The organism is Pseudomonas sp. CAN1 (genome assembly GCF_030462585.1).
Lineage (GTDB): Bacteria > Pseudomonadota > Gammaproteobacteria > Pseudomonadales > Pseudomonadaceae > Pseudomonas.
Genome location: NZ_JASMRU010000009.1, coordinates 56,844 through 83,796, shown reverse-complemented (window position 1 = coordinate 83,796; position 26,953 = coordinate 56,844). Strand labels below are relative to the sequence as shown.

The 26,953-nt window shown below is 66.0% G+C and carries 20 protein-coding genes; 6 read left to right on the top strand and 14 right to left on the bottom strand.

The annotated features are described in order from the left end of the window. Positions 1 to 18: 18 nt before the first annotated feature. From QO207_RS14835 to QO207_RS14775, 13 genes are all read right to left on the bottom strand, one after another. Entirely contained in the window at positions 19 to 834 is an 816-nt protein-coding gene (locus tag QO207_RS14835) for a YfaP family protein (RefSeq protein WP_301533144.1), read from the bottom strand. Between the two features lie 5 nt (positions 835 to 839). Beyond that, positions 840 to 2,483, bottom strand: a complete 1,644-nt coding sequence (locus tag QO207_RS14830; protein ID WP_301533143.1) for a DUF2300 domain-containing protein — start codon at positions 2,481 to 2,483, stop codon at positions 840 to 842. Positions 2,484 to 2,486: 3 nt separating this feature from the next. Next, a complete protein-coding gene (locus QO207_RS14825; protein WP_301533142.1) occupies positions 2,487 to 7,040 on the bottom strand; it encodes an alpha-2-macroglobulin in 4,554 nt (1,517 codons plus the stop codon). Further along, positions 7,037 to 7,702: a DUF1175 domain-containing protein gene (locus QO207_RS14820; RefSeq protein WP_301533141.1), complete on the bottom strand. Its 666-nt coding sequence runs from the start codon at positions 7,700 to 7,702 to the stop codon at positions 7,037 to 7,039. Before QO207_RS14820 ends, QO207_RS14825 begins: the two co-directional genes overlap by 4 nt. Further along, the gene (locus QO207_RS14815; protein ID WP_301533140.1) at positions 7,666 to 9,420 is read right to left on the bottom strand and encodes a DUF2138 domain-containing protein; all 1,755 of its coding nucleotides are present in this window, start codon (positions 9,418 to 9,420) and stop codon (positions 7,666 to 7,668) included. Before QO207_RS14815 ends, QO207_RS14820 begins: the two co-directional genes overlap by 37 nt. Before the next feature lie 38 nt (positions 9,421 to 9,458). After that, the gene (locus QO207_RS14810) at positions 9,459 to 10,253 is read right to left on the bottom strand and encodes a YfaP family protein (protein WP_301533242.1); all 795 of its coding nucleotides are present in this window, start codon (positions 10,251 to 10,253) and stop codon (positions 9,459 to 9,461) included. A gap of 188 nt (positions 10,254 to 10,441) precedes the next feature. After that, positions 10,442 to 11,383 (bottom strand): AEC family transporter, encoded by a 942-nt coding sequence (locus tag QO207_RS14805; RefSeq protein WP_301533139.1) that lies wholly within the window; start codon positions 11,381 to 11,383, stop codon positions 10,442 to 10,444. 69 nt (positions 11,384 to 11,452) lie between these two features. Continuing rightward, complete coding sequence (locus tag QO207_RS14800) at positions 11,453 to 11,887, bottom strand: polymer-forming cytoskeletal protein (RefSeq protein ID WP_301533138.1); 435 nt, start codon at positions 11,885 to 11,887, stop codon at positions 11,453 to 11,455. Between the two features lie 27 nt (positions 11,888 to 11,914). Continuing rightward, the gene (locus QO207_RS14795) at positions 11,915 to 12,280 is read right to left on the bottom strand and encodes a hypothetical protein (protein ID WP_301533137.1); all 366 of its coding nucleotides are present in this window, start codon (positions 12,278 to 12,280) and stop codon (positions 11,915 to 11,917) included. Then, positions 12,261 to 13,229 carry a M23 family metallopeptidase gene (locus QO207_RS14790; RefSeq protein ID WP_301533136.1) on the bottom strand — a complete coding sequence of 323 codons (969 nt, stop codon included), beginning with the start codon at positions 13,227 to 13,229 and terminating at the stop codon, positions 12,261 to 12,263. The genes QO207_RS14795 and QO207_RS14790 overlap by 20 nt, the downstream gene beginning before the upstream one ends. Before the next feature lie 191 nt (positions 13,230 to 13,420). Further along, positions 13,421 to 15,154, bottom strand: a complete 1,734-nt coding sequence (locus QO207_RS14785) for an ABC transporter ATP-binding protein/permease (protein ID WP_301533135.1) — start codon at positions 15,152 to 15,154, stop codon at positions 13,421 to 13,423. A 68-nt stretch (positions 15,155 to 15,222) separates the two neighbouring features. After that, a complete protein-coding gene (locus tag QO207_RS14780; protein ID WP_017518181.1) occupies positions 15,223 to 15,783 on the bottom strand; it encodes a response regulator transcription factor in 561 nt (186 codons plus the stop codon). 24 nt (positions 15,784 to 15,807) lie between these two features. After that, a complete protein-coding gene (locus QO207_RS14775; RefSeq protein WP_301533134.1) occupies positions 15,808 to 17,064 on the bottom strand; it encodes an ATP-binding protein in 1,257 nt (418 codons plus the stop codon). A gap of 230 nt (positions 17,065 to 17,294) precedes the next feature. On the opposite strand from QO207_RS14775, the gene QO207_RS14770 reads away from it, so the two are divergent. The 3 genes from QO207_RS14770 to QO207_RS14760 all read left to right on the top strand — a co-directional run bounded on the left by QO207_RS14770 (position 17,295) and on the right by QO207_RS14760 (position 21,477). Beyond that, positions 17,295 to 18,011 carry an SIMPL domain-containing protein gene (locus QO207_RS14770; RefSeq protein ID WP_301533133.1) on the top strand — a complete coding sequence of 239 codons (717 nt, stop codon included), beginning with the start codon at positions 17,295 to 17,297 and terminating at the stop codon, positions 18,009 to 18,011. 222 nt (positions 18,012 to 18,233) lie between these two features. Then, entirely contained in the window at positions 18,234 to 19,835 is a 1,602-nt protein-coding gene (locus tag QO207_RS14765; protein ID WP_301533132.1) for an ABC transporter substrate-binding protein, read from the top strand. A 76-nt stretch (positions 19,836 to 19,911) separates the two neighbouring features. Beyond that, complete coding sequence (locus tag QO207_RS14760; protein ID WP_301533241.1) at positions 19,912 to 21,477, top strand: ABC transporter substrate-binding protein; 1,566 nt, start codon at positions 19,912 to 19,914, stop codon at positions 21,475 to 21,477. A 118-nt stretch (positions 21,478 to 21,595) separates the two neighbouring features. Here QO207_RS14760 and QO207_RS14755 read toward each other — a convergent pair whose 3' ends face one another. After that, positions 21,596 to 22,813, bottom strand: coding sequence for a Xaa-Pro peptidase family protein (locus tag QO207_RS14755; RefSeq protein WP_301533131.1), 1,218 nt, complete (start codon positions 22,811 to 22,813; stop codon positions 21,596 to 21,598). A 178-nt stretch (positions 22,814 to 22,991) separates the two neighbouring features. Here QO207_RS14755 and QO207_RS14750 point away from each other — a divergent pair, with 178 nt between their 5' ends. The 3 genes from QO207_RS14750 to QO207_RS14740 all read left to right on the top strand — a co-directional run bounded on the left by QO207_RS14750 (position 22,992) and on the right by QO207_RS14740 (position 26,953). Next, positions 22,992 to 23,555: a helix-turn-helix domain-containing protein gene (locus tag QO207_RS14750; RefSeq protein ID WP_301533130.1), complete on the top strand. Its 564-nt coding sequence runs from the start codon at positions 22,992 to 22,994 to the stop codon at positions 23,553 to 23,555. A gap of 220 nt (positions 23,556 to 23,775) precedes the next feature. Next, positions 23,776 to 25,374, top strand: coding sequence for an ABC transporter substrate-binding protein (locus QO207_RS14745; protein WP_301533129.1), 1,599 nt, complete (start codon positions 23,776 to 23,778; stop codon positions 25,372 to 25,374). Positions 25,375 to 25,537: 163 nt separating this feature from the next. Continuing rightward, entirely contained in the window at positions 25,538 to 26,953 is a 1,416-nt protein-coding gene (locus QO207_RS14740) for an OprD family outer membrane porin (protein ID WP_301533128.1), read from the top strand.

The following is a 26,953-nucleotide window of genomic DNA, read 5'->3' as shown; positions in this document are numbered from 1 at the left end:
GCGAAAGCGACTCTGTCGTTACGGGTAACTGAACCGCTTGACCAGCGTCAGCTCCCCCGGCTGACGCATCGGGATCAGGAACGACTCCTGCTTCTCGTTCACCGTCCCCTCCTCCGTGACGATGGTCACCTGCGCCGTGGTCAGCGGCTTGGCCGCGTTCACGTCGCCAGAGCTGTCATCCGAACTCCAGCCACCACCGTAGTAGTTCACGTAGACCAGATACTGCCCCTTGAGCGGCGTCGGGCTGGCGATGATCTCCGGGCCGTAGCCGGTGGTCACGTCGACGTCCTGGGCCGCGCCGTTGGGTAGCGAGCGGTTGCCGTACCAGACGTGGCCGCCATCGGGCGTCACCAGGTGCAGGTCGAGGTCGGTGTTGTCCGAGTCCCAGGACAGCAGCACCCGCAGCTTGGCCGCTACTTCACCGCCGCCACCGCCGTGGTAGAACTGCACGCGCTTGCGGTGCTGGCCGTCCGGGCTGACGACTTCGACGCTGTTGGAGCCCGCCGGGAAGGCGAACGGGCGGTCGAACTTGCCGTCGCCCTCGACCCGCATCGGCATGGCCACGCCGTTCACCACCAGGCGTGCCGGCTCCTTGCTGTCCTTGGGCAGGCCACGGATTTCGCCGCGGATGCGCGCGGTGTCGGACTGGTCGTCCCGCGAGTTCACCGAGGACGCCGGGTAGTTCACCGTCTGCCGGAAGTCGGCCTTGTCGCCGTCGCCCGAGCGCCAGCCGCCCAGCGGGGTATCCAGGCTGATCGGCGATTCGGCGGCCTGCGCGCCCAGCGGGATCAGGCTGGCGAGCAGGGACAGGCGGAGCACGTGGGCGAGTTTCATGGCGATCATTCCAGTATCAGGCGACGGGCCAGGCTTTCGACATAGCCCTCGTCTTGTCCGTTGGGGTGCGCCTGGAAGGCCAGGTGCAGGTATTCATGAGCCAGGTCGAGACGATCCTGCTGGGAGTACAGGCCACGCACATAGATGCGCTGGCGTTCGCGGTCGACATAGGGCCGGCCACTGCTCAGCCGGCATACGGCGAAGGACTGCAGCTCCTCGTAGCCCGCCTCGGCTTCCAGGCGCGGGCGCCAGTCGCGGCGCTGCGCCTTCAGCCAGCGCTCGGCCTCGGGCAGCGGCTGGCAGGCGGCAATCGGATTGCTCCAGCGGCTGAGGCTGGTACGCGGGAAGGCGCGGGCAAGGATGGCGTCGTAACGCAGGCCCTTGGCGGCCTGCTCCTGGGCGTCGCGCCAGGACAGCTTCGACTGCCCCGCGACGTCCGAGTGATAGGTGACCGTACCGCCAGCCAGGACCAGATCGGCCGTCCAGGCGGCGATGCCACGCGCCGCCTCGCTGGCCGGGCGCGGCGCCACGCGCTGGCGCTGGCTGCTGTCGTCGATGCTCAGGCAGTCGCCGCGCGGCGCGCCGTTCTGCAGCAGATAGGTGCGAATGGTCACCGCCAGAGCCTTGGCCGCTTCCGGCGGCGTGACGGAGGCTTCACGATCGAGTACGCGGGCAACATATTCCTCGCGAGACAGGCGTGCGGTCAGGCGCGGGCCCTCGGCGCCGCGTTCGAGGAACAGATCGCCGCTGCTGTTCACGTCAAGTCGAACGCCGTTGGCGAACAGCACGTTCTGCCGGCCTTGCAGCAGGCCTTCGGCAGCCAGTTGGTTGCGCGCGTCGTAGACCTCTTTCAGCGGATAGCGGCTGAACAGCCCGACTTCCACGCAACGCCCCGGATCGCTCGGCCACGGCGCCGGCAACGCGGCGCCGATGGCGTTGCCGTACTTGGCCAGCACCGTCTTGCTGGTACCCGGCCCGCGCGCCCAGAGCGGCGTGCCATCGACCAGCCAGCCAGCGAAGCCACCTTCGCGCTTGCCGCCCTCGTCCCAGCTCCAGGTCTTCACCCGCAGGCGTCCGCCCAGCGCGGCGGGTGCGCGGCCTTCGTCGGCGGCCAGGCTGACATCGAGCAGCACCTTGCGCGCCTGCTCCTGGGCCGGCAGGTGTTGCAGTTGATCGAGCAGTTCGGCGACCGGTACCTCGGTCTGTGGCGCCAGCTTGTCCAGCTGGGCGATCCATTCCGGCGCCTGGCGAGACTGCCAGTACTGGTGCCAGACCGCGCCGTCGATGCCCAGGCGCTGCGGCTGGAAGTACAGGCCGCAGGATTTCACCAGCGCGGCGTCGCGCTCGATGCTCTGCCCGGCGGAACAGCAATAGACTTCTTCCCTGCTCTCGCCCCGGCACTGGTAGGCCGGTTCCTGCTGGCCGGTGTCGTTGAGCCAGGCATAGACAAACAGTTTCCACAGGCTGCCCAGCGGCGCGTGCAGGTCCGCCGGTAGCGGCTGGCGGTCGAGCACCTGCTGCGGCCCAAGCCGCAGCAGCTCGTCGCCCTGTGCCGTGCGCCAGGCCAGCTGCGCCTGCTCTGGCGCACCGGGCGCCGCGAGGGCGCTCAGCGGCAACAGCAGGATCAGCCCGGCGAGGCACGCGCGCATGGCTTACTGGACCTTGATCTTCGCCAGGGCCGGCTGCTGCTCCAGCGCCTGCTCCTGCGGCGAATAGAGCCGCTGGTAACGCGCCGGCGGCAGGACGAACTCGCCCTTCTGCGAGAAGCGCACCAGGTGGCGGAAGCGCAGCTCGCCGCTCAGGGTGTCCACCGGCACGCCGTAGAACAGGTCGCCCGGTTCGTTGCGCGCGCGCTCCAGGCTGGTCGCCTCGACGCCGCCCAGGCCGCTGATCTGCAGGCCCCAGGTGGTGCGCTCGACGTCCGCGCCCGGCGGCAGCGGCACTTCCAGCATGCCGTAGCGCAGGGCTTGCGCCTGCTCGGTGGTCAGGGTCACTTCATCCAGGTACAGCTCGTCGCTGGACAGCGGCTTGCTGCCCAGTTCCTCGGCCTTGAAGGCGAAGGCTTCGTCACCCGGCACCAGGCGCAGCAGACGACGCTTGATGGTCACCGGCAGCTGGCTGGCCGGAGCCTGCGCGCTGCGGAAGGTGACCGAGGCATTGAGCGTGCGCGACGGCGCGGCGCTGAGGTCGAGCTGGGCCGGAGCCTCCTTGCCCTGCCATTTCCAGAACGCATCACCGGTGGTGCTGCGGCCTTCCTTCCAGTCGGCCACCGGCTGCGGTAGTTCGGCTGCAGGAGTGGCGGCCACGGCACGCTGCATCCAGGCCAGGGCCAGGGCGCGCTCGATGGTGGATTGCTGCGGTGCCAGGCTCTGCAGCAGCGAGCGGGCGCGGCTGGCGTCCGCCGGGCCGCTGTACAGCTGCACCGCGCGGGCGAACGGCTGCTCGCTGGTGTTCAGCTTCAGGCGTGCGCCATCCAGTTGCTTGGCGAAGCCCGCCGGCAGCGCGACCTTGTTCTGCTCGGCCAGGCTGGCCGCCAGCACACGGGCAGCGGCCAGGCCCAGCTCGGAGTCGGGGTCGCCCATGACCAGGCTGTCTTCGCTGTCGAGGTCGTTGATCGACTTCGCCGACTCGCCGTTGCCGGCATTCTCCAGGTCGGTCAGCAGGCCGCTGACCAGGGTCTGCACCGGCAGTTGCATGTCGCGGGCGAAGGCCAGGATCAGCGCACGCTGCAGCAGCGGCGTGGCACTGGCGCGCGCGGAATACAGCTCCAGCACGCGCTGCCAGTGGTCCGGCGGCAGCTGGATTTCCAGCGCGCGGCTGGCGTACCAGTCGGCGTAGTAGGCGTAAGCGGTGAGGAAGGCGTCGTTGTCTTCGCCGCCCCACCAGGTGAAGTAGGCGTCCGGGCCGGCCATCTGCACCAGGCGCAGACGGCTGGTCTGCATGATCAGGCGCAGGCGGTCACGCACGCGCGGCTCGCTGTTGGCCAGGGTCGGATAGGCGATGCTCAGCGGCAGCAGTTGGCTGGCGGTCTGCTCGACGCCACCCCAGGGGTAATCCAGCAGCGAGTCGAGGTTGCCGCGCAGCAGGGCCTGGGCGCTGTCGTCCAGGCGCAGGCTGACATCGCGGGCATCCGCCGGCAGCTCCAGCGGGGTGTTCTGCGCATTGACCTGCAGCGGCTTGGACTGCAACACCTGCCAGCTGTCGGCCGCCAGGCTGAAGTGCACGCCGAGGCTGTCGCGCACCTGGCCATCCTGGCGCAGTTCGACGCTCCAGTCGCCATCACTGAGCGGCTGTTGCGGCAGGGCGATGTAGTTCACGCCGCGCTTGAGCTCCAGCGCCTGGGTCTGCTCTGCGCCGTTGGCGCGGATCAGCAGCTCGGCCTTGGTGTCCTGCTCGCCCTGGTTGAAGACGAACAGGCCAAGGTCCGGCGCATCGCCGCTGCGGAAGCGTTTCGGGCCGCTCCATTTCAGGTACAGCGGCTTCTCGGAGCGGATGAACTGCTTCTTCTGGCCAACCTGGCCCTGGTCATCCATGGCGCGGGCAGTGATGCGCCAGCGGGTCAGGGAGTCAGGCATGCGGAACTTGAACTGGGCCTTGCCGTTGGCATCGGTGACCAGCTCCGGTTCCCAGGCAGCGGTGTCGACTTCCTCGCGGCGCGGGCGTTCCAGCACCTTCACCCCACGTTCGCTGCGGTTGGCACGGCCGGGCGCGCTGGGCGTACCGGGCAGTGCAACGTCGTAGCTGATGAACGACAGGCTGGCGCTGGTACGCACGTTGTTGCGCCGCGGGTGGTAGAAGAACTGGTCGATGCCCGGGGCGATCTCTGGCTGCAGCGCGTAGATCATCTCGTCCACCACGCTGACGGTGAGGTGGCTGGAGACGGGCTTGCCGGCGTAGACGGTATCGAGGTTGACGGTGACCGTCTCGCCCGGCTCGTAGCGTTCCTTGTCGGTGCTGACGGCGATTTCCACCTGCGGCACCGCAACCTTGATGCCGGCGTTCTGGAAGCTGTAGTCGCCGCTGCGGGTATAGAGCACGGAGAAGGTCAGGTTCGGCGAGAACTCCGGCTTCACCGGGATACGCGCGCGGTACTGGGTCGGGTTGAGCTTCTCCAGCTTCAGCCAGTCGCCGCCCTTGGACAGCAGCGCGGTGGCCTCGACCTTGTCGCGCTCAAGCGACAGCAGCGCATCGTCCACCGGCTCGGGGAAGGTGATCAGCGCCAGGGCTTCTTCGCCGGCCTTGTACTCAGTCTTGTCGAGGACGATTTCCACGGTCCCCGGCACGGCTTTCACACCGTCGCCGCTGACCGAGTGGCCGGTGCCGCCGAGCAGCTGGCCGGCCTTGTCGCGCAGCTCGACGCTGTAGGTGCCGGGCTTGTCGAAGGTGATGGCGAACTTGCCGCCTTCCACTGCGCCGTCGCCGCTGCTGCGGTCTTCCAGGCGCAGCCAGCGGTAGGCGGTCGGCTGGATTTGCGTCTGCTGTTCGGCGGCGTAGCTGAACTCGACCTTGTCACCGGCGGCGCTGAAGCGCTGCGGCGCGCTCACGCGATAACGCGCGGCGCCACGCTCGATGAGGATTTCCTTGCTGGTCTTCACCCGGTACGCGGCGCCATCGCTGGCGAACACGGTGAGCATGTAGCGGCTGGGTTTCTCCGCCGCCGGCAGGTCCAGCGCGGCGCGGCCCTGGTCGTCGGTGGTGATCTGCGCGCTGGTCAGCTCCACGGGGAACTGGCCGAGGTACTGCAGTTCGTTGTCCACCATGGACAGCTGCTGGGCGCGCAGGCTCAGCTCCAGGCGCGCATTGGCCACCGGCTTGCCGTCCGGGTAGAGCAGGATCAGGTTGCCCTTCACCGGTTCGCCGGTCTTGAAGTCGGGCTTGGCCAGGTCGAGGGAAATCTCGAAGTGCGGCTTGATGTACTCAGCGACGCGGAAGGCGCTGCTGTAGGTCTGGTCGCGGTAGTCGAAGCGCAGCTCGTAGCCGCCGGCAACGGCGTTGGCCGGCAGCTGGAAGCGGCCGTTGGTGCCGCTCTTGGCGTCGTACTTGAGGTCGAGGGTCTGCAGCGTGGTGCCGGCGGCGTCGATCACCGACAGGCGCAGTGGCGCGCTTTGCGGCGACTGCGATTCGCGGGAGTTCTTGAACTCGCGGCCGACAATCTTCAGCGACACCCAGTCGCCCGGACGGTACAGCGGGCGGTCGGTGAAGGCGTAGAGCTTGGTGTCGTAGATTTCGCTGTCGTAATAGAAGTTCTCGGAGACGAAGACACCGCCCTCCTCGTCCTCGCCGATCACGAAGGAGCGCTCGGGGCTGACGTGCTGCAGGCGCAGCAGGCCGTCGGCGTCGCTGCTGCCGCTGCTCATCACGCCCAGGCCGTCGGTCCACAGCACCTTGGCGCCGCTGACCGGCGTGCCTTCATGCTTGCGTGCAGTCCACACCAGCAGTTCGCTGCCGGCGATCTTGCTCACCGCGACGCTGTTGGAGACGAACACCACGGTGGTCGCGCGGTACTTGCCGACCAGCGCTTCGACCAGATACAGGCCCGGCTTCAGCTTGCCCAGCGGCACGTAGACGTTGCCCGGGGCGACGTTGATGAACTCGCTGGAGGAGCCGGCCAGGGTGACTTCCTTCGGCGGCTGGATGGGCTTGGCATCCCACAGCGGGTAGCGGAACTGGCTGACCATCGGCAGGCCGGGAATCGGCGCGTACTGCGGCTGCGCGTCATAGGGAGTCGGCGCGGCGATGGCGTTGCCCATTTTCAGCTCGGGCACCACCTCGGTGACCTGCTGGCGCGATTCGTAGGAGAAGGTCCGCTGCATCACCCGACGCGATTTGCGGTACCAGTTGTCCCACAGGTAGGCCAGGGTGTTGGACAGGCCCTCACCCTTGAACTGCCCCTCGGACAGCACGCGGTGCAGGTTCTTCTGGCGCTTGAGGAATTCCAGCGGCTGGTCGATGCGGTAGACACGGATATCCGCGCCTCCGTAGGGCTCCATGCGGTAGCGACGGTAGTCGCGGCCCGGCGCTTCCAGGCGCACCTTGGCCACCTCGTCGGAAGCGAAGCTTGAGTCGGCCAGCAGGAAGAACGACTCGCCGGCCATGGGCGTGTAGCCGCTCGCCGGGACGTCGTCGTCTGCCTGCACGAGTACGGGCGCGGCGGCGAACAGGCCGGCGCAGGCCAGGGCAGCGGCCATGCCGCGCAGCGCGTTCATCGGGTCAGGAAGGACAAGCGATAGACGCCGATAAAGTTGGGATTGGATTCGTCGGGTATCCATCGGGTGTCCTTCCATGTCATGAGTTGTTGCAGGCTGACCGAGCGCATGCCGTTGTCGGTCGCCGTACGAGTGCCGGTGTGATAAGCGATGTCGCGGCCCATCCAGATCATCAGATGCTGGTCATCGCCCTGGTCGAAGAACATCAGGTCGCCCGGCCGGGCCTGGTTGAGGTCGCGGCCGACGAGCTGGCTGTTGTACTGAATGAGTTTGATCGCGTTGACGTAGGGGCCGCTCTTGCCGCCGCCCTGCTGCCAGGTCTGTGCCAGATTGCGCTGCGCTTCGGAGAGTTCCAGCTCCGGCGGCAGGTAGCGGTTGGACATGCCGTTGGCGCGCAGCCACTTGGCGTCGTGCACCTTCAGCGCCTCGTTGGCGGCGAAGCGCACGAGGCCCGCGCAGTCCTGCTGGTACCAGCGCGGGTTCGGCCCGCGGCGCAGCTGCTCCTCGGCAATGCGCACGAACCAGGCGCGGAACACCTGGGTCTGCTGCGCATCCAGCGCCGGCTCCGCCGCATGCGCCAGGGTGGCGAGCAGCAGGCTGCCGAGCAGCGTGAGAGAAGCTCGGATCACAGCGCCTTCCAGTCCAGCGGCAGCCACTTCCATTCACCGCTGGGCTCGCTGCCGGCCGGCAGGGTCAGGGCGTAGGAACCGTTGCCGGCGAGAGTCTTCAGGCGCGGCAGGAGCAGCGTGTCGGCGGCGTTGCGGAACACCGGTTCAATGTCCTGCGGCAGGCTGTCGAGGGTCTCGCGCTTGAGCAGTTCGGAGAGGGTCTTGGGCGCCAGGTACGCGGGCACCATGGCATCCTTGGGCAGCACGTCGGCCAGCGGCGGGTAGCGCTTGGCCAGGGTGTTGCGGGCCTTGTTGAGCAGCTTGTCGTCGATGGAGAACAGCAGGGTGTTGCCATCGCGCAGCAGGCTGACGCGGAAGAAGCCGTTGCCGCTGACCTGGTCGGGGTTGCCCGCCTCGCTGGCGGCGTACTGGCCGAAGCGCGAACTGACCTGGCGCTGCCACAGGCGACCTTCGCCGGCGGCCTGGCTGTCCACCGGGAACACGTGCTCCTGCACGTTGGCCTCGTAGGCGCCGACCATGCTGCCGAACAGCTTGCCCAGTTGTTCGTCCAGCTCCGGGCCGGCCGGTGCGTCGAGCTTCACCACCAGCAGCGGCGAGTGCAGACGCGAATCGGGGTACCAGCACAGGCCGGCGGCGCCGGACAGGTGCTCGGAGAAGGACACCGCCATCTTCTGCTCGGCGCCCAGCTTGACCAGCATGTTGTCGTACAGGCCCGGCGTCACCGGCAGCGCCACGCAGGCGCTGGCGCCCATGGGCATGGCTTGCCAGACAGGGGTGAAATCCAGGTCCGGCTGGCGGGCGACTTCGTTCAGCGCCAGGTAGCTGTGCCAGCCGCCTTCCTTGCCCTGCTCGAAGCGCACGCCGGCAAAGGTCGGGATGAAGCGCTGGTAGCCCATGGCGAGCACGCCAGCCCCCAGGGTGATGCGCTGCTTCAACTCACCGCGCGGCTCCAGGCCGAAGTCGCTGGCGAACAGCGGCTCGCCTTCCAGCGCCGCGCCCAGGTCCTTGGCCACGGCGGCATCCGCCTCGCCGAGGTCGTCGTAACCGGGATTGGGGAACAGCATCTTCGAGTGCGACAGCACCAGCATCTGGTCGCCACGGGAGACGAACAGCAGGGTTTTCTCGGCGCCGTAACGCAGGCTGTAAACCGGCGTGGCGCTGCCCTTCACCTGGATTTCCGCAACCTTCTTCAGCTGCGTGTCATCGGCTGCGACCTTGGCCAGCGGCTCCAGCACCTTGGCCAGGCCACCGCGTTTGAGCACCACCATGAAGTCGCGCAGGCGACCATCGGCGCCTCGCCACAGGGCGACCTGGGCCGGCTGGTCGAGCAGTTCCTCGATCACGCTGTCCTTCAGGGTCAGGTCGTGCTCGTAGACGATGCGCCGCAGGGTGCCGGTCAGGCCCAGGCGGTCAGCGTTGTTCTCGTAATAGAAGACGAAGTCCTCGGTGAGCACGTCGCGCAGCAGCGGCACTTCCAGTACGGCCTTGGGCAGCTGGCTGAGGGATGCGCTCTCGATCAGCGCGTCCGGGCACTTGAGGTCGCGCACCACGTCCGGGCTTTCCGGTGCTTCCAGGGTGCCCACCGGCGCCGAGTGGAAGGCCGGGATCAGGCCGAAGGCCAGGGCCAGGCCGCCGGCCACCAGGGCGGCGGCGAGCGCGCCGATGGCGATCAGCGGGCCACGGCGCGGGGCCTGTGCCGACGGCGGCGTGGGGGTGCTGTCTTGGCTGCTGGAGGGCGTATTGTCGCTCATCGATCGCTTGTCCCGTGTCATCCCTGCGAGGGGCGAATTCAGTAGTTGAAGGTCTTCACCAGCACCAGATCGCCGATGGTGCGCATGGGCACCACGAAGGTCTCGCGCTTCTCGTTGACGGTGTTCTCATTGAACACCAGGTTGATCTCGGCGGTGATCACGTCCTGCTCGTGGTTGCCTTCCTGGAAGTTGTAACCCTGGCTGGCGTTGTAGTTGCCCCAGTAGTTGACGTAGACCAGGTAGGTGCCGTGCAGCGGCGCAGCCATGGTGAACATTTCCGGGCCGGGGCCATCGACGCCGTCCGGGTCCAGGCCACCGCCGTTGCTCAGGCGCGGGTTGGCCCAGAAGGCATGCTGGCCGTCGGGCGTGACGATATGCAGGTCGAGTTCGGCCTTGGGGTCGTTCCAGCCCAGCACCAGGCGGATGCGCGGCGGGATGCGGCCCCGGTTGGCTTCGTAGAACTGGATGCGCTTGAGGGATTTGCCCTCGGCGCTGGCGACTTCGACGCTGTTGCTGCCGGTCCCGAAGTTGTAGGGCCGGACGAACTTGCCTTCGGCGTCGGTATACAGCGGCAGCGGGTTGCCGTTGATCACCAGGCGCTGGGCGCGGTCGACGCCGGCCACTTCGCGCAGGTGGCCCTCGATCAGGCTGCGGCCACGCACGCCGCCACGGTCGATCGGCGGAGTCGGATAGGCCACGCGGGGTACGCTGGGATCATCGTTCAGGCCGGAATAGCGCCAGCCGCCGGTGGGGCTGCTGAGCTGCGCGCTCGGCTCGGCAGCGACCGTCGCAGCCAGGAGACTGGCTGACAGAAAGAAGACGGCACGAACCATCCGACGCGTGGGCTGCATGAACATTCCTTGATCGTGCATAGCGGGGGGAGCCAAATGTAACCGGTCTTGTCGACGCGCGGAATGGACTTCGCGCGCTGTTGCGACGCAGGGCGATCTTTCAGAAAATTCCTACAAGCCGAATGGCTTTTGGCGCAACCCCGATTGGAAGATTCTCGACATCGGTCGAGTCACATCCAGCCGCCCCACTGCAGGACGAAGATGCCGACGTTGGTGGTCAAGGCCGCCACCAGCGTGGTGATGACGATGATCGACGCCGCCAGCTCGTGATTGCCGTTGGCGGCGCGGGCCATGACGTAGCTGGCCGCCGCCGTGGGGCTGGCGAAATACAGGAACAGCACGCCCAGCTCGGCGCCACGGAAACCCAGTGCCCAGGCAACGGAGGTGCAGATGATCGGCAGCCAGACCATCTTCATCAGGCTCGCGCCCACTGCCAGCCGGCCGCTTTCACGCAACGAGGCCAGCGACAGGGTGCCGCCGATGCACACCAGCGCCAGCGGCAGGGTCATCTGCGCGAAATAGTCGGCGGAGGTCAGCAGCCACTGTGGCAGGCCAATGCCGAACCAGGAGAACGGCAGCGCCGCCAGTACGCTGATGATCAGCGGGTTGCAGATGACGTTGCGGGCGATGCTCAGCGGGTCGGACTTCATGCTCGGGCTGTAGATCGCCAGCACCACCGAGGACAGCGTGTTGTAGCAGAGGATCACCAGCGCCGCGAGCACCGAGCCCAGTGCCAGGCCGTGCTCACCATAGAGGCTGGTGGCCAGGGCCAGGCCGATGATGCCGTTGTTGCCGCGGAACGAGCCCTGGACAAACACGCCACGGTCTTCGCGCGGCACCCGCCACGCCGCCCAGCCCCAGGCCAGCAGGAAGCCCACCAGCGTCGCCGCACAGAAATACAGCAGCACCTGCGGACGCGCCGCGCTGTGCAGGTCGGAGTGGTAGATGCCGAGGAACAGCATTGCCGGCATGGTGGCGTTGAACACCAGCGCCGAGGCGGTCTGGATGAACTCCGGATTGATCGCCCCGACGCGACGCAGCAGCACTCCGAGGAACAGCATGGCGAACACCGGAGCGGTGATGGCGAAGGTCTGGAGCAGCAGGGCGAGCATGGGGCGCAAGTGTCTGGATAGTGGGGCCGGCAATCATAGCAAGCTAAGTACCGATCCCGCCGGGGCAAATCAGGCCTCGGCCACTTCTTCCTTCACCGGTGCCGGCAGCTCCAGTGGCTTGGGCGCTTCACCATCGGCCAGGCGGGTGAGCTTGCCGTCGACAGTGGCGCCGTTTTCCATGCTCAGCTGGCGGTACTGGATGTTGCCAACCACCCGTGCGTTGGAGTGCAGTTCCAGCAGGTGCTCGACGTAGAGGTCGCCGATGATGGTACCGTCGATCAGCGCGTCGTAGCTGCTGACGTTGCCCTCGATCCGCCCTTCCGCGCTGAGCGCCAGCAGGCTGGCCGCGCCGGGCTTGTGGCGGACGTTGCCCTTCACCGTGCCGAGGATCTTCAGGCCATCCTGGAACTGCAGGTCGCCGACCAGATCGACATTGCCCGAAAGCAGGCTGGAGAACTTGTCCACCGACACCTGCGGACCTTTCTTCTTGCTGTTGCTGAACATCGTGTTTCCTTGCGCCCTCGGCGCGGGCTACTTGCCAGGTTTCTGCTGGCGGTAGAAGGCCAGCTCGGTCTTGAGTTTCTTGATTTCGGCGGACATGGCGTCGATTCGCTGCATCAGTTGCTCGCGATTGGCGCGCTCCTCCTCGCCCTGCAGGCGCTTTTCCTCGATCGCCTCGGTCAGTTCGGCGTTCTGCGCCTCGAGCGTCTCGATGCGTTCGTGCAATTGCCCGTCGTCCCTGGCGCGCAGCTGCCAGGCGCCGGCCGCGAGCAGGGCCAGTACGGCCAGCACCAGCAAGGACCAGCCCAGCCAGGCATAGCCGCGGGGAACGTGGGGGCGGTGCTCAGCGCGCAGCAGCTGGCGGGTGGTAGGCTTCTTAGTCCGTGGCCAGGCCATCGCTGTCGATCTCCATGCCACCCAGGGAAAGGAAGTTCTGCGGGTCGACGAATTCGCCGTGGTAGAGCACCTCGAAGTGCAGGTGCGGGCCGGTGGAGCGGCCAGTGGAGCCGACCTTGGCGATCTCCTGCCCCGGCATGACCACATCGCCGACCTTCACCAGCAGCTTGGAAGCATGGGCGTAGCGGGTGACCAGGCCATTGCCGTGGTCGATTTCCACCCGATTGCCGTAGGAGGCATGCGGGCCGGAGACAATCACCCGGCCGCCGGCAGCAGCGTGGATCGGGCTGCCAGTGGGCGCGGAGAAGTCCTGCCCGGAATGGAACGCCAGGTGCCGGTTGAACGGGTCAACGCGGTTGCCGAAGGGCGAGCCCAGGCGCGCCTGCTCCATCGGCCGGCGCGCGGGGATGGCCATGAAGTCGGCGTTGCGCCGGGCTACCTGGTCCATCACCAGGTCGAAGACCCGGCGCAGGCACTTGGCGGATTGTTCGTTGCGCTCCAGATCGGCGGCAGCGGCCGGCAACGGATCGACGCAGGCGCGCGGCGGCAGCAGGATGCCGCCTTCGTTGCGTTGGGTACCGGGCTTGGCCTTGGGAGCGGGCACCAGCTCCGGGTCGACCCTGGACAGCTTGCGGGCGATTTCATCGTGGCTGTCGACGGCCTTGAGCAGGTAGTCGGCATCCTTCTCCAGTACCTGCAGACGGCCCGTCAACTCGCCGATGCGCTCGGCGGCAAAACGCTCGCCAGATTCGTCCGGCGCTTCCTCGGCCTGCGCCACCGGCACCATCACCGGCTCGACCTGCGAGCGGCCGAGCCACAGGCCACCAGCGAAGGCTGCAGCGGCGAGCACCACGGACACACAGGCAGCGCCCAGCAGCAACCGGCGCGGATCGACGAGGCGCAGGTCGGAACGGGTCAAAGCCTGTCGTGACGGGGAGAGGGACTTCATGCAGGTACCGTTGGATGGCATTCAGCCCGGCGGGTGGGCCGCCGGGGTGCACAGGGTACCTGTTATTGAAAACTTCGCAGCGGTTAAGCACTGAAAAATGTAAATAAATAAGAAGAATTCATCCTGTCTGAGAAGACTTTCAGATGTTTCCCACTCAGCCCATCACATTTTTCCAGTGAATCAAACTGCCACTACGCAGGGAGGACAGCTTCCATTTCCTCCAGGCGATGCTCTTCCAGGCGCAGCTGACGCGGGTGGAAGCGCTTGAGGCTGACCCGGTGGCCAATGCTGACCAGCGTCACCTCGGGCAGTTGCTCCAGCAGCACTTGATAGAGCGCAGCTTCGTCGGACTCGTCCAGGGCTGATGTGGCCTCGTCGAGGAACAGCCATTGCGGCGCGTAAAGCAGTGCGCGGGCAATCGCCAGACGCTGCTGCTCACCCGGAGAGAGCACACGCTGCCAGTGGTCAGCCTCGTCCAAGCGCGCCGCCAGGGTATCCAGGCGACACAGATGCAGCACCTCCTTCATGCGCTGGGCATCGTGGCTGTTGCCGGGCTCCGGGTAGCAGAGCGCTTCGGCCAGGGTGCCAATGGGCAGGTAGGGCTTCTGCGGGACGAACAGGCTGCGTCCTTCGGGCATCTGCACCACACCGCTGCCATAGCGCCACAGGCCGCTCATGGCACGTAGCAGGGTGCTCTTGCCGCCGCCGGAGGGGCCGCCGATCAGCACGTGCTCGCCGGCATTGATGGTCAGGCGGGTCGGCTCCAGCAGTTCACGGCCGCTGCCCAGGCTCAGAGTCAGGTCCTGCAGCTGCAGGCTGCTGCCGGTCTTGCGCACGTCGATATTCGCCGATTCCTGGGTGGTCTCGGCCATGGCGCCGCGGAAACTCAGCAGACGATCACTGGTCGCCCGCCAGCTGGCGAGGCTGGTGTAGGCGTCGATGAACCAGCTCATGCTGTCCTGCACGTTGCTGAAGGCGGAATTGATCTGCATGAGCTCGCCGAGCTGGATCTGCCCGGAGAAGTAGCGCGGTGCGGCAACAATGAAGGGGAATACGGTGGCGATCTGGGCGTAGCCGGAGGTGAAGAAGGTCAGGCGCTTCTGAACCTTCATCAGCTCCCAGAAGTTGCCCCAGACATTGCGGAAGCGGCCCATCAGGCGTTCGTTCTCGTTGGCCTCGCCGTTGTACAGGGCGATGCTTTCGGCGTTTTCGCGCACCCGCACCAGGCCGAAGCGCAGGTCGGCCTCGTAGCGCTGCTGCTGGTTGTTCAGGCCGATCAGGCGACGGGCGATCAGGTGCGTCAGCCAGCTGCCCACCGCCGCATACACCAGTGCCACCCAGAACATGTAGCCAGGGATGGTGATGCCGAACAGCTCGATGCTGCCGGAAACGCCCCAGAGGATCACCGAGAAGGACACCAGGCTGACCACGTTGCGGATCAGCCCCAGGCCGAGGCTCAGGGTGGTGCTGGTGAAGTTGTCGAGGTCCTCGGTCAGGCGCTGGTCGGGGTTGTCGGTGTGGCCACGCTGTTCCAGGCGGTAGTAGCTCTTGTCGCCCAGCCAGGCAGCGAAGTGCTTCTCGGTCAGCCAGCGGCGCCAGCGGATGGTCAGCATCTGGGTCAGGTACAGCCGGTAAACCGCCGTGAGGATGAACACCGCGGCGATCCCGGAGAACATCAGCATCAGGTGGATGAAGCTGTTCAGGTCCTTGTTCTGCAGGGCGTTGTAGAAGTCGCGGTACCAGCTGTTGAGCCAGACGCTGAGGGCCACGCCCACCAGCGAGAGGGCGATCACCACGAGCAGCAGCAGCCAGGCCATGCCCTTCTCTTCGCTGCGCCAGTAGAGCGCGGTGAGGTGCCAGACGCGGTGGAAGAAGCGGCTGCGAACGGCATCGTTCGCGGCCCGGTATTCGGCACTGTCGGTCATGGGTCGGGCTCGCACGGCGGAAAATAAAAAGGAGCGCTCATTGGCGCCCCTCCTGTGTTATCGATCGCTTAACGCCTCACCGGGCGTTTCTGCAGCTTACGTTGCAATGTGCGCCGGTGCATACCCAGCGCTCGGGCGGTCGCGGAGATGTTGCCGTCATGTTCGGCAAGCACGCGCTGGATATGTTCCCACTGCAGGCGGTCGACCGACATGGGGTTTTCCGGCACCAGGGTTTCCAGGTCGGCATGTTGTGACAGCAGTGCAGTCAGCACATCGTCGGCATCGGCCGGTTTGCACAGGTAGTTGGTGGCACCGCGCTTGATCGCTTCCACCGCGGTGGCAATGCTGGAGTAGCCAGTGAGGATCACTACGCGCATCTCGGCATCGAGCTCGAGCAGCTTGGGCAGCAGCACCAGGCCGGAATCGCCGTCCATTTTCAGGTCGAGCACGGCGTAGTCGGGCAGATCTTCCTTGGCCATGGCCAGGCCTTCCTCGGCGGAGCCGGCGACCGACACCCGCAACCCGCGACGGGTCATGGCGCGGGCCATGACGCGGGTAAAGGTGGCATCGTCGTCCACCAGCAGCAGGTGGGGCTGCTCTTCGCCTTCGAACAGGATCTCTTCGCTCATGGTACTTCCTCGCGGGCGCGGCTCTCAGGCCACGCCATAGCTTCTGGGCAGACGCAACTCGGTCAGAGTGCCGCCATCTTCATGGTTATACAACTTCACCGTTCCACCTGCGCGGGTCACGCTGGCCTGGCTGAGGAACAACCCCAGGCCGAACCCCTTGCCCTTGGTGGTGAAGAACGGCTTGCCGAGCTGTTCGGCAATGGCCAGCGGCACGCCTGGGCCCTGGTCGCGGATGCTCAGGCAGATTTCACCGGCATCCCAGTCCAGGCGGATGTCCAGATCGTCCGGACAGGCGTCCGTCGCGTTATTCAGAAGATTGAGCAGCGCCTGGCTCAGGTCGGTCGGCGGAATCATCCGTGGCGCCTTGCCCTTGCCCAGCGTCTGGTAGCGGTAGCTCGCTTCGGGGCGCATCAGGTGCCAGCGACGCAGCACCGACTCGACCCATTCGTTGGCGCCCTGCTCTTCCACCGCCTGGCGACGATCCGCCTCGGCGGCGCGCACCAGGTGCTGCAGGGTGGTCTTGCAGAGCTTGACCTGCTCCTGCAGCAGGGCGAGATCTTCCTGCAACATCGGCTGGTCGGCATTGGTCTGGCGCAACTCCTTGAGCAGTACGCTCATGGTCGCCAGCGGCGTGCCCAGTTCGTGGGCGGCTCCGGCAGCCTGGGTGGCGACGGCCAGCAGTTGCTGGTCGCGCATGCCTTCCTCGCGGCGCTGCGCCTGCAATTGTTCCTGGCGGCGCAGGGATTCGGACATGCGCGCGACGAAGAAGGTGATCAGCGCGGCAGCGAGGGCGAAGCTCAGCCACATGCCGTAGATCAGCAGGTTGTCGCGCTGCCCGGCAGCCATCTCCAGCGGGTGGAACCACACCAGCAGCACCGTGTAGCTGGCCAGGGCGAGGCCGGCCAGGACGATGGTGTAGAGCCACGGCAGGGTCGCCGCAGCGATGGTCAGCGGCACCAGGTAATAGGAGACGAAGGGGTTGCTCGACCCGCCCGAGTAATACAGCAGCACGCTGTGGATGATCAGGTCGCAGGCCAGCTGGACGGCATACTCCAGCTCGGTGACCGGCCACGGGCCACGCAGGCGCAGCGCGGTGCCCAGGCACAGGACGAGGGAGACGCCGAGGGTCACGCCCAGGGCGAGCCAGGGCAGCTGGATCAGCTGGGCCTTGTAGGCAAGCCCGACTGAACCTGCCTGGGCGGCAAGGACGAGAATACGGATGAGCGTCAGATGCAGGAGGTTCTGACGACTGGCGGACAGCTGGAAAACCGGTGGGCGCATGGTGAATTCCGGAATTTGCGCGAGTATAGCCAAGTGCCCCCTCCCCTTTGTGCGGCATAGCGCCACAGCATACTCCAGCGCGCCCCGTGACGGCCGTCTCGCTACGAAACAATTGGTGACATCCGGCCTTAACCCGCTTGCGAACAAATAGCCGTCAAAGGGTCTGACAGTCCTCGCCACTGCCTCTACTAAGCTGTGGCCCGGACACTTTCTGGAGCAAGGAGTCATCCATGTCTGTACTGAAGAAACCCTTCACCGCCATCGCCGCCGCCATCGCCCTGTGCGCCACCAGCCTCGGGGCCATGGCTGACGAACCGCGCTACAACCAGGTTTCGCTGCGCGCCGAGGTCAGCCAGGAAGTCGCCCACGACCTGATGCACGTGACCCTGTTCAGCGAGAACCAGGGCACCGACCCGGCCAAGCTGGCCGCCGAGACCACCACTGCGCTAAACGCGGCGGTCGAGCAGGCGCGCAAGGCCAAGGGCGTCACCGTCAGCCTGGGCAGCCGCAACAGCTACCCGGTGTACGACGACAAGGGCCAGAAGATCACCGCCTGGCGTGAACGCGCAGAACTGCGCCTGGAAAGCACCGACTTCGCCACCCTGTCGCAGCTCACCGCCGACCTGCTGGGCAAGCTGAAGATGGGCAGCATGGACTTCAGCATCGCTGACGCCACCCGCGCAAAGAACGAGGACGCGATGATGAAAGGCGCCGTGGACGCCTTCAAGGCGCGCGCCCAGGTGCTCACCGACGCCCTCGGCGGCAAGGGCTACAAGCTGGTCAGCCTGAACCTGAACACTTCCGGCGCGCCGCGCCCGATGCCAATGGTGCGCATGGCCGCGGCCAAGTTCTCCTCCATGGACTCGGCCCCGGCGCAGGAAATCGAGGCCGGTACCAGCCAGGTCACCGTCAGCGCCGACGGCACGATCGAGGTGCAGATGCCGTAACACTTCCGGCCTCTTGCAGCGCGGCGTCTGCGGGGACCGGGACGCCGCCACCCGACCGCACGGTTCCCATTGTCGAAATTGCGACATTCCCTTGCACCCGCGTCACAACTTCTACACTCACCCCGGTCAGCCGCTTGCGCCCGGCATGTGCCGTGCATAGCTTCACGCAACGCAGCTCACGAGGCTGCCCCTCGATGACAACCAGAATAAACAGAGGTCCAAATGCGTAAGAACGCCGTCATCCGCTCCATGATTGCCGCCGGGCTGATCGCCAGCGCGCCCCTCGCCCACGCCGCCAACAACCTGGTCTACTGCTCCGAAGGCAGCCCCGCGGGCTTCGACCCCGGCCAGTACACCACCGGCACTGACTTCGACGCCTCCGCCGAGACGGTCTTCAACCGCCTCACCCAGTTCGAGCGCGGCGGCACCCAGGTCATCCCGGGCCTGGCGGAAAAGTGGGACGTATCCGATGACGGCAAGACCTACACCTTCCACCTGCGCTCCGGCGTGAAGTTCCATACCACGGAGTACTTCAAGCCGACTCGCGAATTCAACGCCGACGACGTGCTGTTCACCTTCAACCGCATGCTCGACAAGAACCATCCATTCCGTAAGGCGTACCAGACCGAATTCCCATACTTCACCGACATGGGCATGGACGCGAACATCGCCAAGGTGGAGAAGGTCGACGACCACACCGTCAAGTTCACCCTCAACGAAGTCGACGCCGCGTTCATCCAGAACCTGGCCATGAGCTTCGCTTCGATCCAGTCCGGCGAATACGCCGACCAGTTGCTCAAGCAGGGCAAGGCAGCCGACATCAACCAGAAGCCCATCGGTACCGGCCCGTTCGTCTTCAGTCGCTACCAGAAGGACGCGATGATCCGCTTCAAGGCCAACCCCGACTACTGGAACAAGGGTGAGGTGAAGATCGACAACCTGATCTTCGCCATCAACACCGACGCCTCGGTGCGCATGCAGAAACTCAAGGCCAACGAGTGCCAGATCACCCTCTTCCCGCGCCCGGCCGACCTGGAAGCGCTGAAGAAGGACCCGAACCTGAGCATGCCGTCGCAGCCGGGCTTCAACCTCGGCTACATCGCCTACAACGTCCTGCACAAGCCGTTCGACAAGCTCGAAGTACGCGAAGCGCTGGACATGGCGGTGAACAAGAAGGCAATCATCGACGCCGTCTACCAGGGCGCCGGCCAATTGGCCGTGAACGGCATGCCGCCGACCCAGTGGTCCTACGACGACACCATCAAGGACGCCGGCTACAACCCGGAAAAGGCCAAGGAACTGCTGAAGAAGGCCGGCGTACCCGAAGGCACCGAGATCACCCTGTGGGCCATGCCGGTGCAGCGCCCGTACAACCCCAACGCCAAGCTGATGGCCGAGATGCTGCAGTCCGACTGGGCCAAGGTCGGCATCAAGGCGAAGATCGTTACCTACGAGTGGGGCGAGTACATCAAGCGCGCCAAGGCCGGCGAGCACGACGCCATGCTGATCGGCTGGAGCGGCGACAACGGTGACCCGGACAACTGGCTGGGCACCCTCTACGGCTGCGACGCCGTGGATGGCAACAACTTCTCCAAATGGTGCGACCCGGCCTACGACAAGCTGATCAAGGATGCCAAGCGCACCCCCGACCAGGCCAAGCGTACCGAGTTGTACAAGCAGGCCCAGCACATCCTCAAGGAGCAGGTGCCGATCACCCCGATCGCCCACTCCACCGTGTACCAGCCGATGCGCAAGAGCGTGCAGGACTTCAAGATCAGCCCGTTCGCGCTGAACTCGTTCTACGGCGTCAGCGTCGGCAAGTAAGGGCAATGGCCGCCGTCAAGCACCGGCGGCCGTTTCTCCGGCAACCATCTTGCGCCGCACACTCGCCCGTCTTGCCCTGCTCAGCCTGCTTGGCTGCGGACCGGCATTGGGCCAATCCCTGGTGGTCTGCACCGAGGCCAGCCCGGAAGGCTTCGACATCACCCAGTACACCGCCGCGACCACCGCCGACGCCTCGGCGGAAACCGTCTTCGAGCGGCTGGTGCAATTCGCCCCCGGCAGCACCCGCGTGGTGCCGGCACTGGCCGAAAGCTGGACGATCAGCGACGACGGCCTGCAATACACCTTCGCCCTGCGCCAGGGCGTGAAGTTCCACAGCACCGACTACTTCAAGCCGACCCGCGAATTCGACGCCGACGATGTGCTCTGGAGCTTCCAGCGCCAGCTCGACCCGCAGCACCCCTGGCACAAGCTGGCCCCGCGCGGCTTCCCCTACGCGGAGGCAATGGGCCTGCCCGGCCTGATCAGCGCCGTGGACAAGCTGGACGAGCAGCATGTGCGTTTCACCCTGAAGCATCCCGAGGCGCCCTTCCTCGCTGACCTGGCCATGGGCTTCGCCTCTATCTATTCCGCCGAGTATGGCGACCTGCTGCTGGCCGCGGAAAAGGCCGAGCAGCTGAACAACCTGCCGATCGGCACCGGCCCCTTCGTCTTCCAGCGCTACCAGAAGGACGCCCAGGTGCGCTTCAACGCCAACCCCGACTACTGGGGCGGCAAGCCGAAGATCGAGCGCCTGCTGCTGGCGATCACCCCCGACCCGAACGTGCGCATCCAGAAGGTCAAGGCCGGCGACTGCCAGATCGCCGTCTACCCCAAGCCCACCGACGTGCCCGCGCTGCGCCAGGACCCGAAGCTGAAGGTAGAGGAACTGGATTCGCTGCTGGTCGCCTATGTCGGCATCAATACCCGGCACAAGCCGCTGGACGACGTGCGCGTGCGCCAGGCGATAAACCTCGCCTTCGACCGCGATGCCTATCTGCGTGCACAGTTCGGCGAGGGTGCCGCCACCCTGGCCGTGGCGCCCTACCCGCCTACGCTGTGGGGTTCCGATCCGCAACTCAAGGTCTGGCCGCACGACCCGGCGCGGGCGAGGCAGCTGCTGGAAGAAGCCGGTATACAGCCGGGACTGAAGCTGTCGATCTGGACCCGCCCGGGCGGCGGGCCGACCAATCCCAACCCCGGCATCGGCGCGCAGATGCTGCAGGACGACCTGCGCAAGATCGGCATCCAGGCGGACATCCGCGTGTTCGAGTGGGGCGAGCTGATCAAGCGCGCCAAGCAGGGCGAGCACGACCTGATCTTCATGGGCTGGGCCGGTGACAATGGCGACCCGGACAACTTCCTCACGCCCAATCTGTCCTGCGCGGCAGCAAAGAGCGGCGAGAACCAGGCCGGTTGGTGCAACGCCCAGTTCGACGAGCTGCTGCGCCAGGCGCGCGCCATTACCGATCAGGAAGCCCGCGCCGCGCTGTACCGCAAGGCGCTGGCGATCTACCAGCGCGAGGCGCCGTGGATCGCCCTGGCCTATCCCAAGCAGTTCGCCGTGGTGCGGCCGGGGGTGAGCGGCTTTACCCTGAGCCCGCTGGGGTCGAACAATTTCTCGCGGGTTGAGCTAGCTCCCTGACGTTTGCATGTAGGAGCGGACTCCGTCCGCGATGGCGTCCGGCGCAATGCCAATCTATCGCGGACGGAGTCCGCTCCTACGCACAAGGCTTCCCCACAACGAGATGGTTCGCGAGCGATCAGGCCTCCAGGCCGAACGGATCGTCCACCGAATGGCTCGGCTGGGTGAACCAGCGCGGACCGTCCGCCGTCATGTAGAAGTGATCCTCCAGGCGAATACCGAACTCCCCCGGCACACAGATCATCGGCTCGTTGCTGAAGCACATGCCGACGCCCAGCGGCGTGCGATCGCCGCGCACCAGGTAAGGGCCTTCGTGGATATCCAGACCGATGCCGTGGCCCGTGCGGTGCGGCAAGCCTGGAAGCGCGTAATCCGGCCCGAGGCCGCCGGCCTCCAGGCAGTGGCGCGCGGCGGCATCCACCTGCTCGCAGGGCGAGCCGAGCACAGCGGCATCGAACGCAGCCTGCTGCGCGGCCTTTTCCAGGTCCCACAACCCACGCTGGCGCGCACTGGGCGTACCGAACACGTAGCTGCGGGTGATATCCGAGTTGTAGCCGAACAGCTGGCAGCCAGTGTCGATCAGCACCATGTCGCCCTCGCGCAACGGCCGCGGCTGGCGTACGCCATGGGGGAAGGCGCTGTCCTCGCCGAACAGGACGATGCAGAAGGTCGAGCCCGGGGCGCCGACCTTGCGGTGCGCCGCCTCGATGAAGCGCACGACCTCGGTGGTGCTGATGCCTTCGCGCAGGATGCTGGCGGCGGCTTTGTGCACCTCCAGGGTCATATCCTTGGCGCGCTGCATTAGTGCCAGCTCCGCCGGTGATWTGCAGCGGCGGCACTCCTCGATCAGCCCGCCGGCATCCACCAGCTGCACCTCGCCCACCGCCTGGCGCAGGCGCTCGAACATGCCGAACGGCAGGCTGTGGGAAAGCCCGAGGCTGTCGCCATCGACGACGCCAATCTGCACCAGCATTTCCTTCAGCAGCGCAGAGGGGCTTTCGTGCTCCGCCCACACGCTGATGCTGCCGGGCAGCACTTGCAGATCGCGCACCGTTCCCTCCTCGAAGGCCGGGGCGATATAACGCACCTCGCCACGGGCCGGGATCAGCGCGCCGACCAGACGCTCGCTGGGGCTCCAGCGCAGGCCGGTGAAATAGAACAGCGAGCTGCCGGCATCGACCAGCACCGCGGCCATGCCGCGAGCGACCATCAGCCCCTGCAGCTGCGCGACGCGTGCGCGATATTCCTCCAGAGCGATGGGGCGAACGCCGGCCGTCATGATCTGCAGTGGCGCCAGCGCCTGCTCGGGGCTGCTGCCCCCAACACCCAATGTCATGCGACTTTCCCCATAGGCAGTGAAGTGATGGCAAATTTAAGCAGCACTGAAATTCCGGGTCAAAGGCTTTCCGCTGTAACCTCGATCGAGGCGGACGATTTCCGCTGCCGTCATGGCGCAGTGCTTCCAGCCTATCGCGACGCTGGTATGCTGCCCGCGTCCTACAAGAGCCCAACCAATGTCCGCAGATCGTATCGGAGAACGCCTGCGCCGCTTTCGGCGCGCGGCCAAGAAGACGCTGAACCAGGTGGCCGCCGAGTCCGGCCTCACCGCCAGCTTCCTGTCCCAGGCCGAGCGCAATCTCACCGGCGTCTCGCTGTCGTCGCTGGCCAGCATCGCCAAGGCGCTGGATGTTCCGCTCAACGCCCTGTTCGACTCGCCGCAGCAGATTCCGCCGGACTCGCACCAGGGCGAGCGCGTGCGCTACACCATCGAAGGCCAGCCGCTGAGCTACGAGCGCCTGTCCAGCAGCTTTCCGGGCAACCAGCTGAACGCGGTGAAGGTGAGCGTACCGATTGGCTACGAATCGGAGCTGATCACCCACGACGGCGCGGAATTCGCCTACGTGCTCAGCGGAAGGATCGCCTACGTGATCGACGGTCATACCTATCCGCTCGGCCCGGGGGACTCGGTGCACTTCGATTCCGGCAAGCGCCACTGCCTGCGCAACGCCGGCGACTGCGTGGCGGAGATGCTCACCGTCACCACCCTGCCGCTGTTCGGTGAGCACCCCGCCACCTGATTCTCCAACCGGATTCACAGACTGGGAAAAATTTCAGTAGCACTGAATTTTAAGTTGAACTTAATTTCAGCCTGACTTAACTTCGGCGACGGCTTGGCCGGGCACAGCCCGACCATGAACGAACGGACCTCATCCGGTTCCGTTCTCCCAGGCCGGCTGCAGACCCCATCGGTTCGCCGGTCCCTCAGAAGAACAAGAATGAGGTCAGGCAATGCGCAACATGCGACGTAATCCCCTGCACGCCATCGCCCTCGGCGGGCTCCTGCTGGCCGGCTCCGCGGCCCAGGCCGCGTCCACCCTGGTGTACTGTTCCGAAGGCAGCCCGGCGGGCTTCGACCCCGGCCAATACACCACCGGCACCGATTACGACGCCACCTCGGAAACCCTGTTCAACCGCCTCGCCCAGTTCAAGCGTGGCAGTACCGAAGCCCAACCGGCCCTCGCCGAAAGCTGGGAGACCTCCGCCGATGGCAAGACCTGGACCTTCCACCTGCGTCCGGGCGTCAAGTTCCACACCACCGAGTACTTCAAGCCTACCCGCGAGTTCAACGCCGACGACGTGCTGTTCACCTTCAACCGCATGCTCGACAAGGAGCAGCCGTTCCGCAAGGCGTACCCCACCGAATTCCCCTACTTCACCGACATGGGCCTGGACCGCAACATCGCCCAGGTCAGCAAGGTGGATGAGCACACCGTGACCTTCACCCTCAACGAAGTGGATGCCGCGTTCATCCAGAACCTGTCGATGAACTTCGCCGCGATCCAGTCCGCCGAGTACGCCGAGCAACTGCTCAAGCAGGGCAATCCCGCGCAGATCAACCAGAAGCCCATCGGCACCGGCCCGTTCATCTTCAGCCGCTACCAGAAGGACGCGCTGATTCGCTTCAAGGGCAACAGGGACTACTGGAAGCCCGATGACGTGAAGGTCGACAACCTGGTCTTCGCCATCAACACCGACGCCTCGGTGCGCATGCAGAAGCTCAAGGCCGGTGAATGCCAGATCACCCTGAACCCGCGCCCAGCCGACCTGGCAGCGCTGAAGCAGGACCCGAACCTGAACATGCCGTCGCAGCCGGGCTTCAACCTCGGCTACCTGGCCTACAACGTCACCCACGCACCACTGGACAAGGCCGAAGTACGCCGTGCGCTGGACATGGCGATGAACAAGCAGGCGATCATCGACGCCATTTACCAGGGTGCCGGGCAGAAGGCGGTGAACGCCATGCCGCCGACCCAGTGGTCCTATGACGAGTCGATCAAGGGCCAGGCCTACGATCCGGAACAGGCCAGGGCACTGCTCAAGCAAGCCGGCGTCGCCGAGGGCACCCAGATCACCCTCTGGGCCATGCCGGTGCAGCGCCCGTACAACCCCAACGCCAAGCTGATGGCCGAGATGATCCAGGCCGACTGGGCCAAGGTCGGCATCAAGGCGAAGATCGTCAGCTACGAGTGGGGTGAGTACATCAAGCGCGCCCACGCTGGCGAGCACGATGCCGCGCTGTTCGGCTGGACCGGCGACAACGGCGACCCGGACAACTGGCTCGGCACCCTTTATGGCTGCGACGCCGTGGACGGCAACAACGTCTCCAAGTGGTGCGACAAGGCCTACGACAAGCTCGTGCGCCAGGCCAAGGCCACCACCGATCATCAGCAGCGCGTCAGCCTCTACCAGCAGGCCCAGCAGCTCCTCGCGCAACAACTGCCGATCAGCCCCATCGCCCACTCCACCGTCTACCAGCCCATGCGCAAGTCCGTGCAGGGTTTCCTGATCAGCCCCTTCGGCCGCAATTCCTTCTACGGCGTGAGCAACCAGCCCTGATCGCCGACCTGACACCGGCGGCCACAGCCGCCTGAACGCCAGCCCGGCAAAGACCGGGCAGCACTTCCCGCCTTCCCCTCCGCCTGCCGGCTCCCCCATCTCTCCGATGGGTGGAGGGGATGCATTCGTTGCTAGGAAAACCGACAACAACAAGGAGCAACTCATGCAGCATCACCTGTTCACCCGCCCCCTCCTGGCGCTAGCCATCAGCGCAACCAGCCTGGGGCAAGCCTGTGCCGACGAGGAAGCCCTGCCGCCGGACGAGCTGCGTCGTGACAGCGAAGCCGTGGTCAAGGGCCARGCCGGCGCCAAGGGCTTCGTCGAGGGCCAGAGCCTGAGCTTCAGCACGCGCAACTTCGCCGCCCGCGAGCAGATGAAGGACAGCTTCCACTTCAACATCCAGAAGGACGGCTACACCGAGCCAACCCACAGCCGCTACACCTGGACCCAGGGCAGCCAGCTCAAGTACAGCTCCGGCTATACCCAGGGCGCAGTGGGTGTCGGCCTGGACGTGGCCGGGTTCAACGAGATCGCCCTGGAGCGCGGCCACGGCAGCATTGCCGGTGGCGGCAACCGTACCCTGGCCGACAGCGATGGCGACGCCGTGCCGCAATGGTCGAAGATCGGCCTTGCCAGCCTGAAGCTGCGCGCCTCCAACACCGTCCTGCGGGCCGGCCGCCAGCAGCCGGAAACCCCGGTCTTCAACAGCATCGACAACCGCGCCCTGCCCTCCAGCTTCGATGGCGTCAGCCTGCTCAGCGAAGAGCTGAGCGCCCTGCAGGTCCAGGCCGGGACCTTCACTCGCACCAGTCCGCGCACCGGTTCGGGCAGTGAGCACTTCACCACCGAATACGGCACCCGTGACGTACGCGGCGACCGCTACAGCTTCCTGGGCGGCAGCTACGCGCTCAGCGACAAGCTCAAGGTGACGGCGTACGGCGGCCAGTTCGAGGACGTCTGGAACCAGTACTACCTGGGCGCCTCCCATGACCTGGGCGACCCCGCGACCCTCGCGCTGAACACCAGCCTGAACTACTACCACACCGCCGACACCGGTTCGCGCAAGGCCGGCTACATCGACAACGACGCCTACAGCCTGGCCTTCACCCTGACCCACGGCGCCCATGCCGTGTTGCTGGGCTGGCAGCAGATTCGTGGCGACGAGTACTTCGACTACGTCCACGAGACCGCCGCGATCTACCTGGCCAACTCGCTGCTGTCGGACTACAACGGTCCCAACGAAAAGTCCCTGCAGCTGCGCTACAGCACCGACTGGGCTGGCTTCGGCGTGCCGGGCCTGACCACCATGGCGTGGTACGCCAAGGGCTGGGGCATCGACGGCACCCATTACGACGGCGACCGCAATGGTGCCTATGGCAACTACGCCGAAGTCCGCAATCAGGATGGCGAGAGGCACCACGAGCTGGGCCTTTCCACCGGCTACACGCTACAGGGCGGCCCGCTCAGGAACAGCAACTTCCGCCTGTCCTACATGAAGCACCTGGCCAGCCAGAATCAGGTCGACGGCAGCGTCAACGAGATCCGTCTGGTCAGCAACTTCCCGTTCAACCTGCTGTAA

Bases quoted from the DNA above. Each gene is read 5' to 3' on its own strand.
- QO207_RS14775 (WP_301533134.1), bottom strand. From the start codon at position 17,064: ATGCGCCCACCGGTTTTCCAGCTGTCCGCCAGTCGTCAGAACCTCCTG.
- QO207_RS14795 (WP_301533137.1), bottom strand. From the start codon at position 12,280: ATGGCCTGGCCACGGACTAAGAAGCCTACCACCCGCCAGCTGCTGCGC.
- QO207_RS14800 (WP_301533138.1), bottom strand. From the start codon at position 11,887: ATGTTCAGCAACAGCAAGAAGAAAGGTCCGCAGGTGTCGGTGGACAAG.
- QO207_RS14820 (WP_301533141.1), bottom strand. From the start codon at position 7,702: ATGGAAGTGGCTGCCGCTGGACTGGAAGGCGCTGTGATCCGAGCTTCT.
- QO207_RS14750 (WP_301533130.1), top strand. From the start codon at position 22,992: ATGTCCGCAGATCGTATCGGAGAACGCCTGCGCCGCTTTCGGCGCGCG.
- QO207_RS14745 (WP_301533129.1), top strand. From the start codon at position 23,776: ATGCGACGTAATCCCCTGCACGCCATCGCCCTCGGCGGGCTCCTGCTG.
- QO207_RS14770 (WP_301533133.1), top strand. From the start codon at position 17,295: ATGTCTGTACTGAAGAAACCCTTCACCGCCATCGCCGCCGCCATCGCC.
- QO207_RS14835 (WP_301533144.1), bottom strand. From the start codon at position 834: ATGAAACTCGCCCACGTGCTCCGCCTGTCCCTGCTCGCCAGCCTGATC.
- QO207_RS14830 (WP_301533143.1), bottom strand. From the start codon at position 2,483: ATGCGCGCGTGCCTCGCCGGGCTGATCCTGCTGTTGCCGCTGAGCGCC.
- QO207_RS14780 (WP_017518181.1), bottom strand. From the start codon at position 15,783: ATGAGCGAAGAGATCCTGTTCGAAGGCGAAGAGCAGCCCCACCTGCTG.
- QO207_RS14810 (WP_301533242.1), bottom strand. From the start codon at position 10,253: ATGGTTCGTGCCGTCTTCTTTCTGTCAGCCAGTCTCCTGGCTGCGACG.
- QO207_RS14805 (WP_301533139.1), bottom strand. From the start codon at position 11,383: ATGCTCGCCCTGCTGCTCCAGACCTTCGCCATCACCGCTCCGGTGTTC.
- QO207_RS14790 (WP_301533136.1), bottom strand. From the start codon at position 13,229: ATGAAGTCCCTCTCCCCGTCACGACAGGCTTTGACCCGTTCCGACCTG.
- QO207_RS14785 (WP_301533135.1), bottom strand. From the start codon at position 15,154: ATGACCGACAGTGCCGAATACCGGGCCGCGAACGATGCCGTTCGCAGC.
- QO207_RS14815 (WP_301533140.1), bottom strand. From the start codon at position 9,420: ATGAGCGACAATACGCCCTCCAGCAGCCAAGACAGCACCCCCACGCCG.
- QO207_RS14765 (WP_301533132.1), top strand. From the start codon at position 18,234: ATGCGTAAGAACGCCGTCATCCGCTCCATGATTGCCGCCGGGCTGATC.
- QO207_RS14825 (WP_301533142.1), bottom strand. From the start codon at position 7,040: ATGAACGCGCTGCGCGGCATGGCCGCTGCCCTGGCCTGCGCCGGCCTG.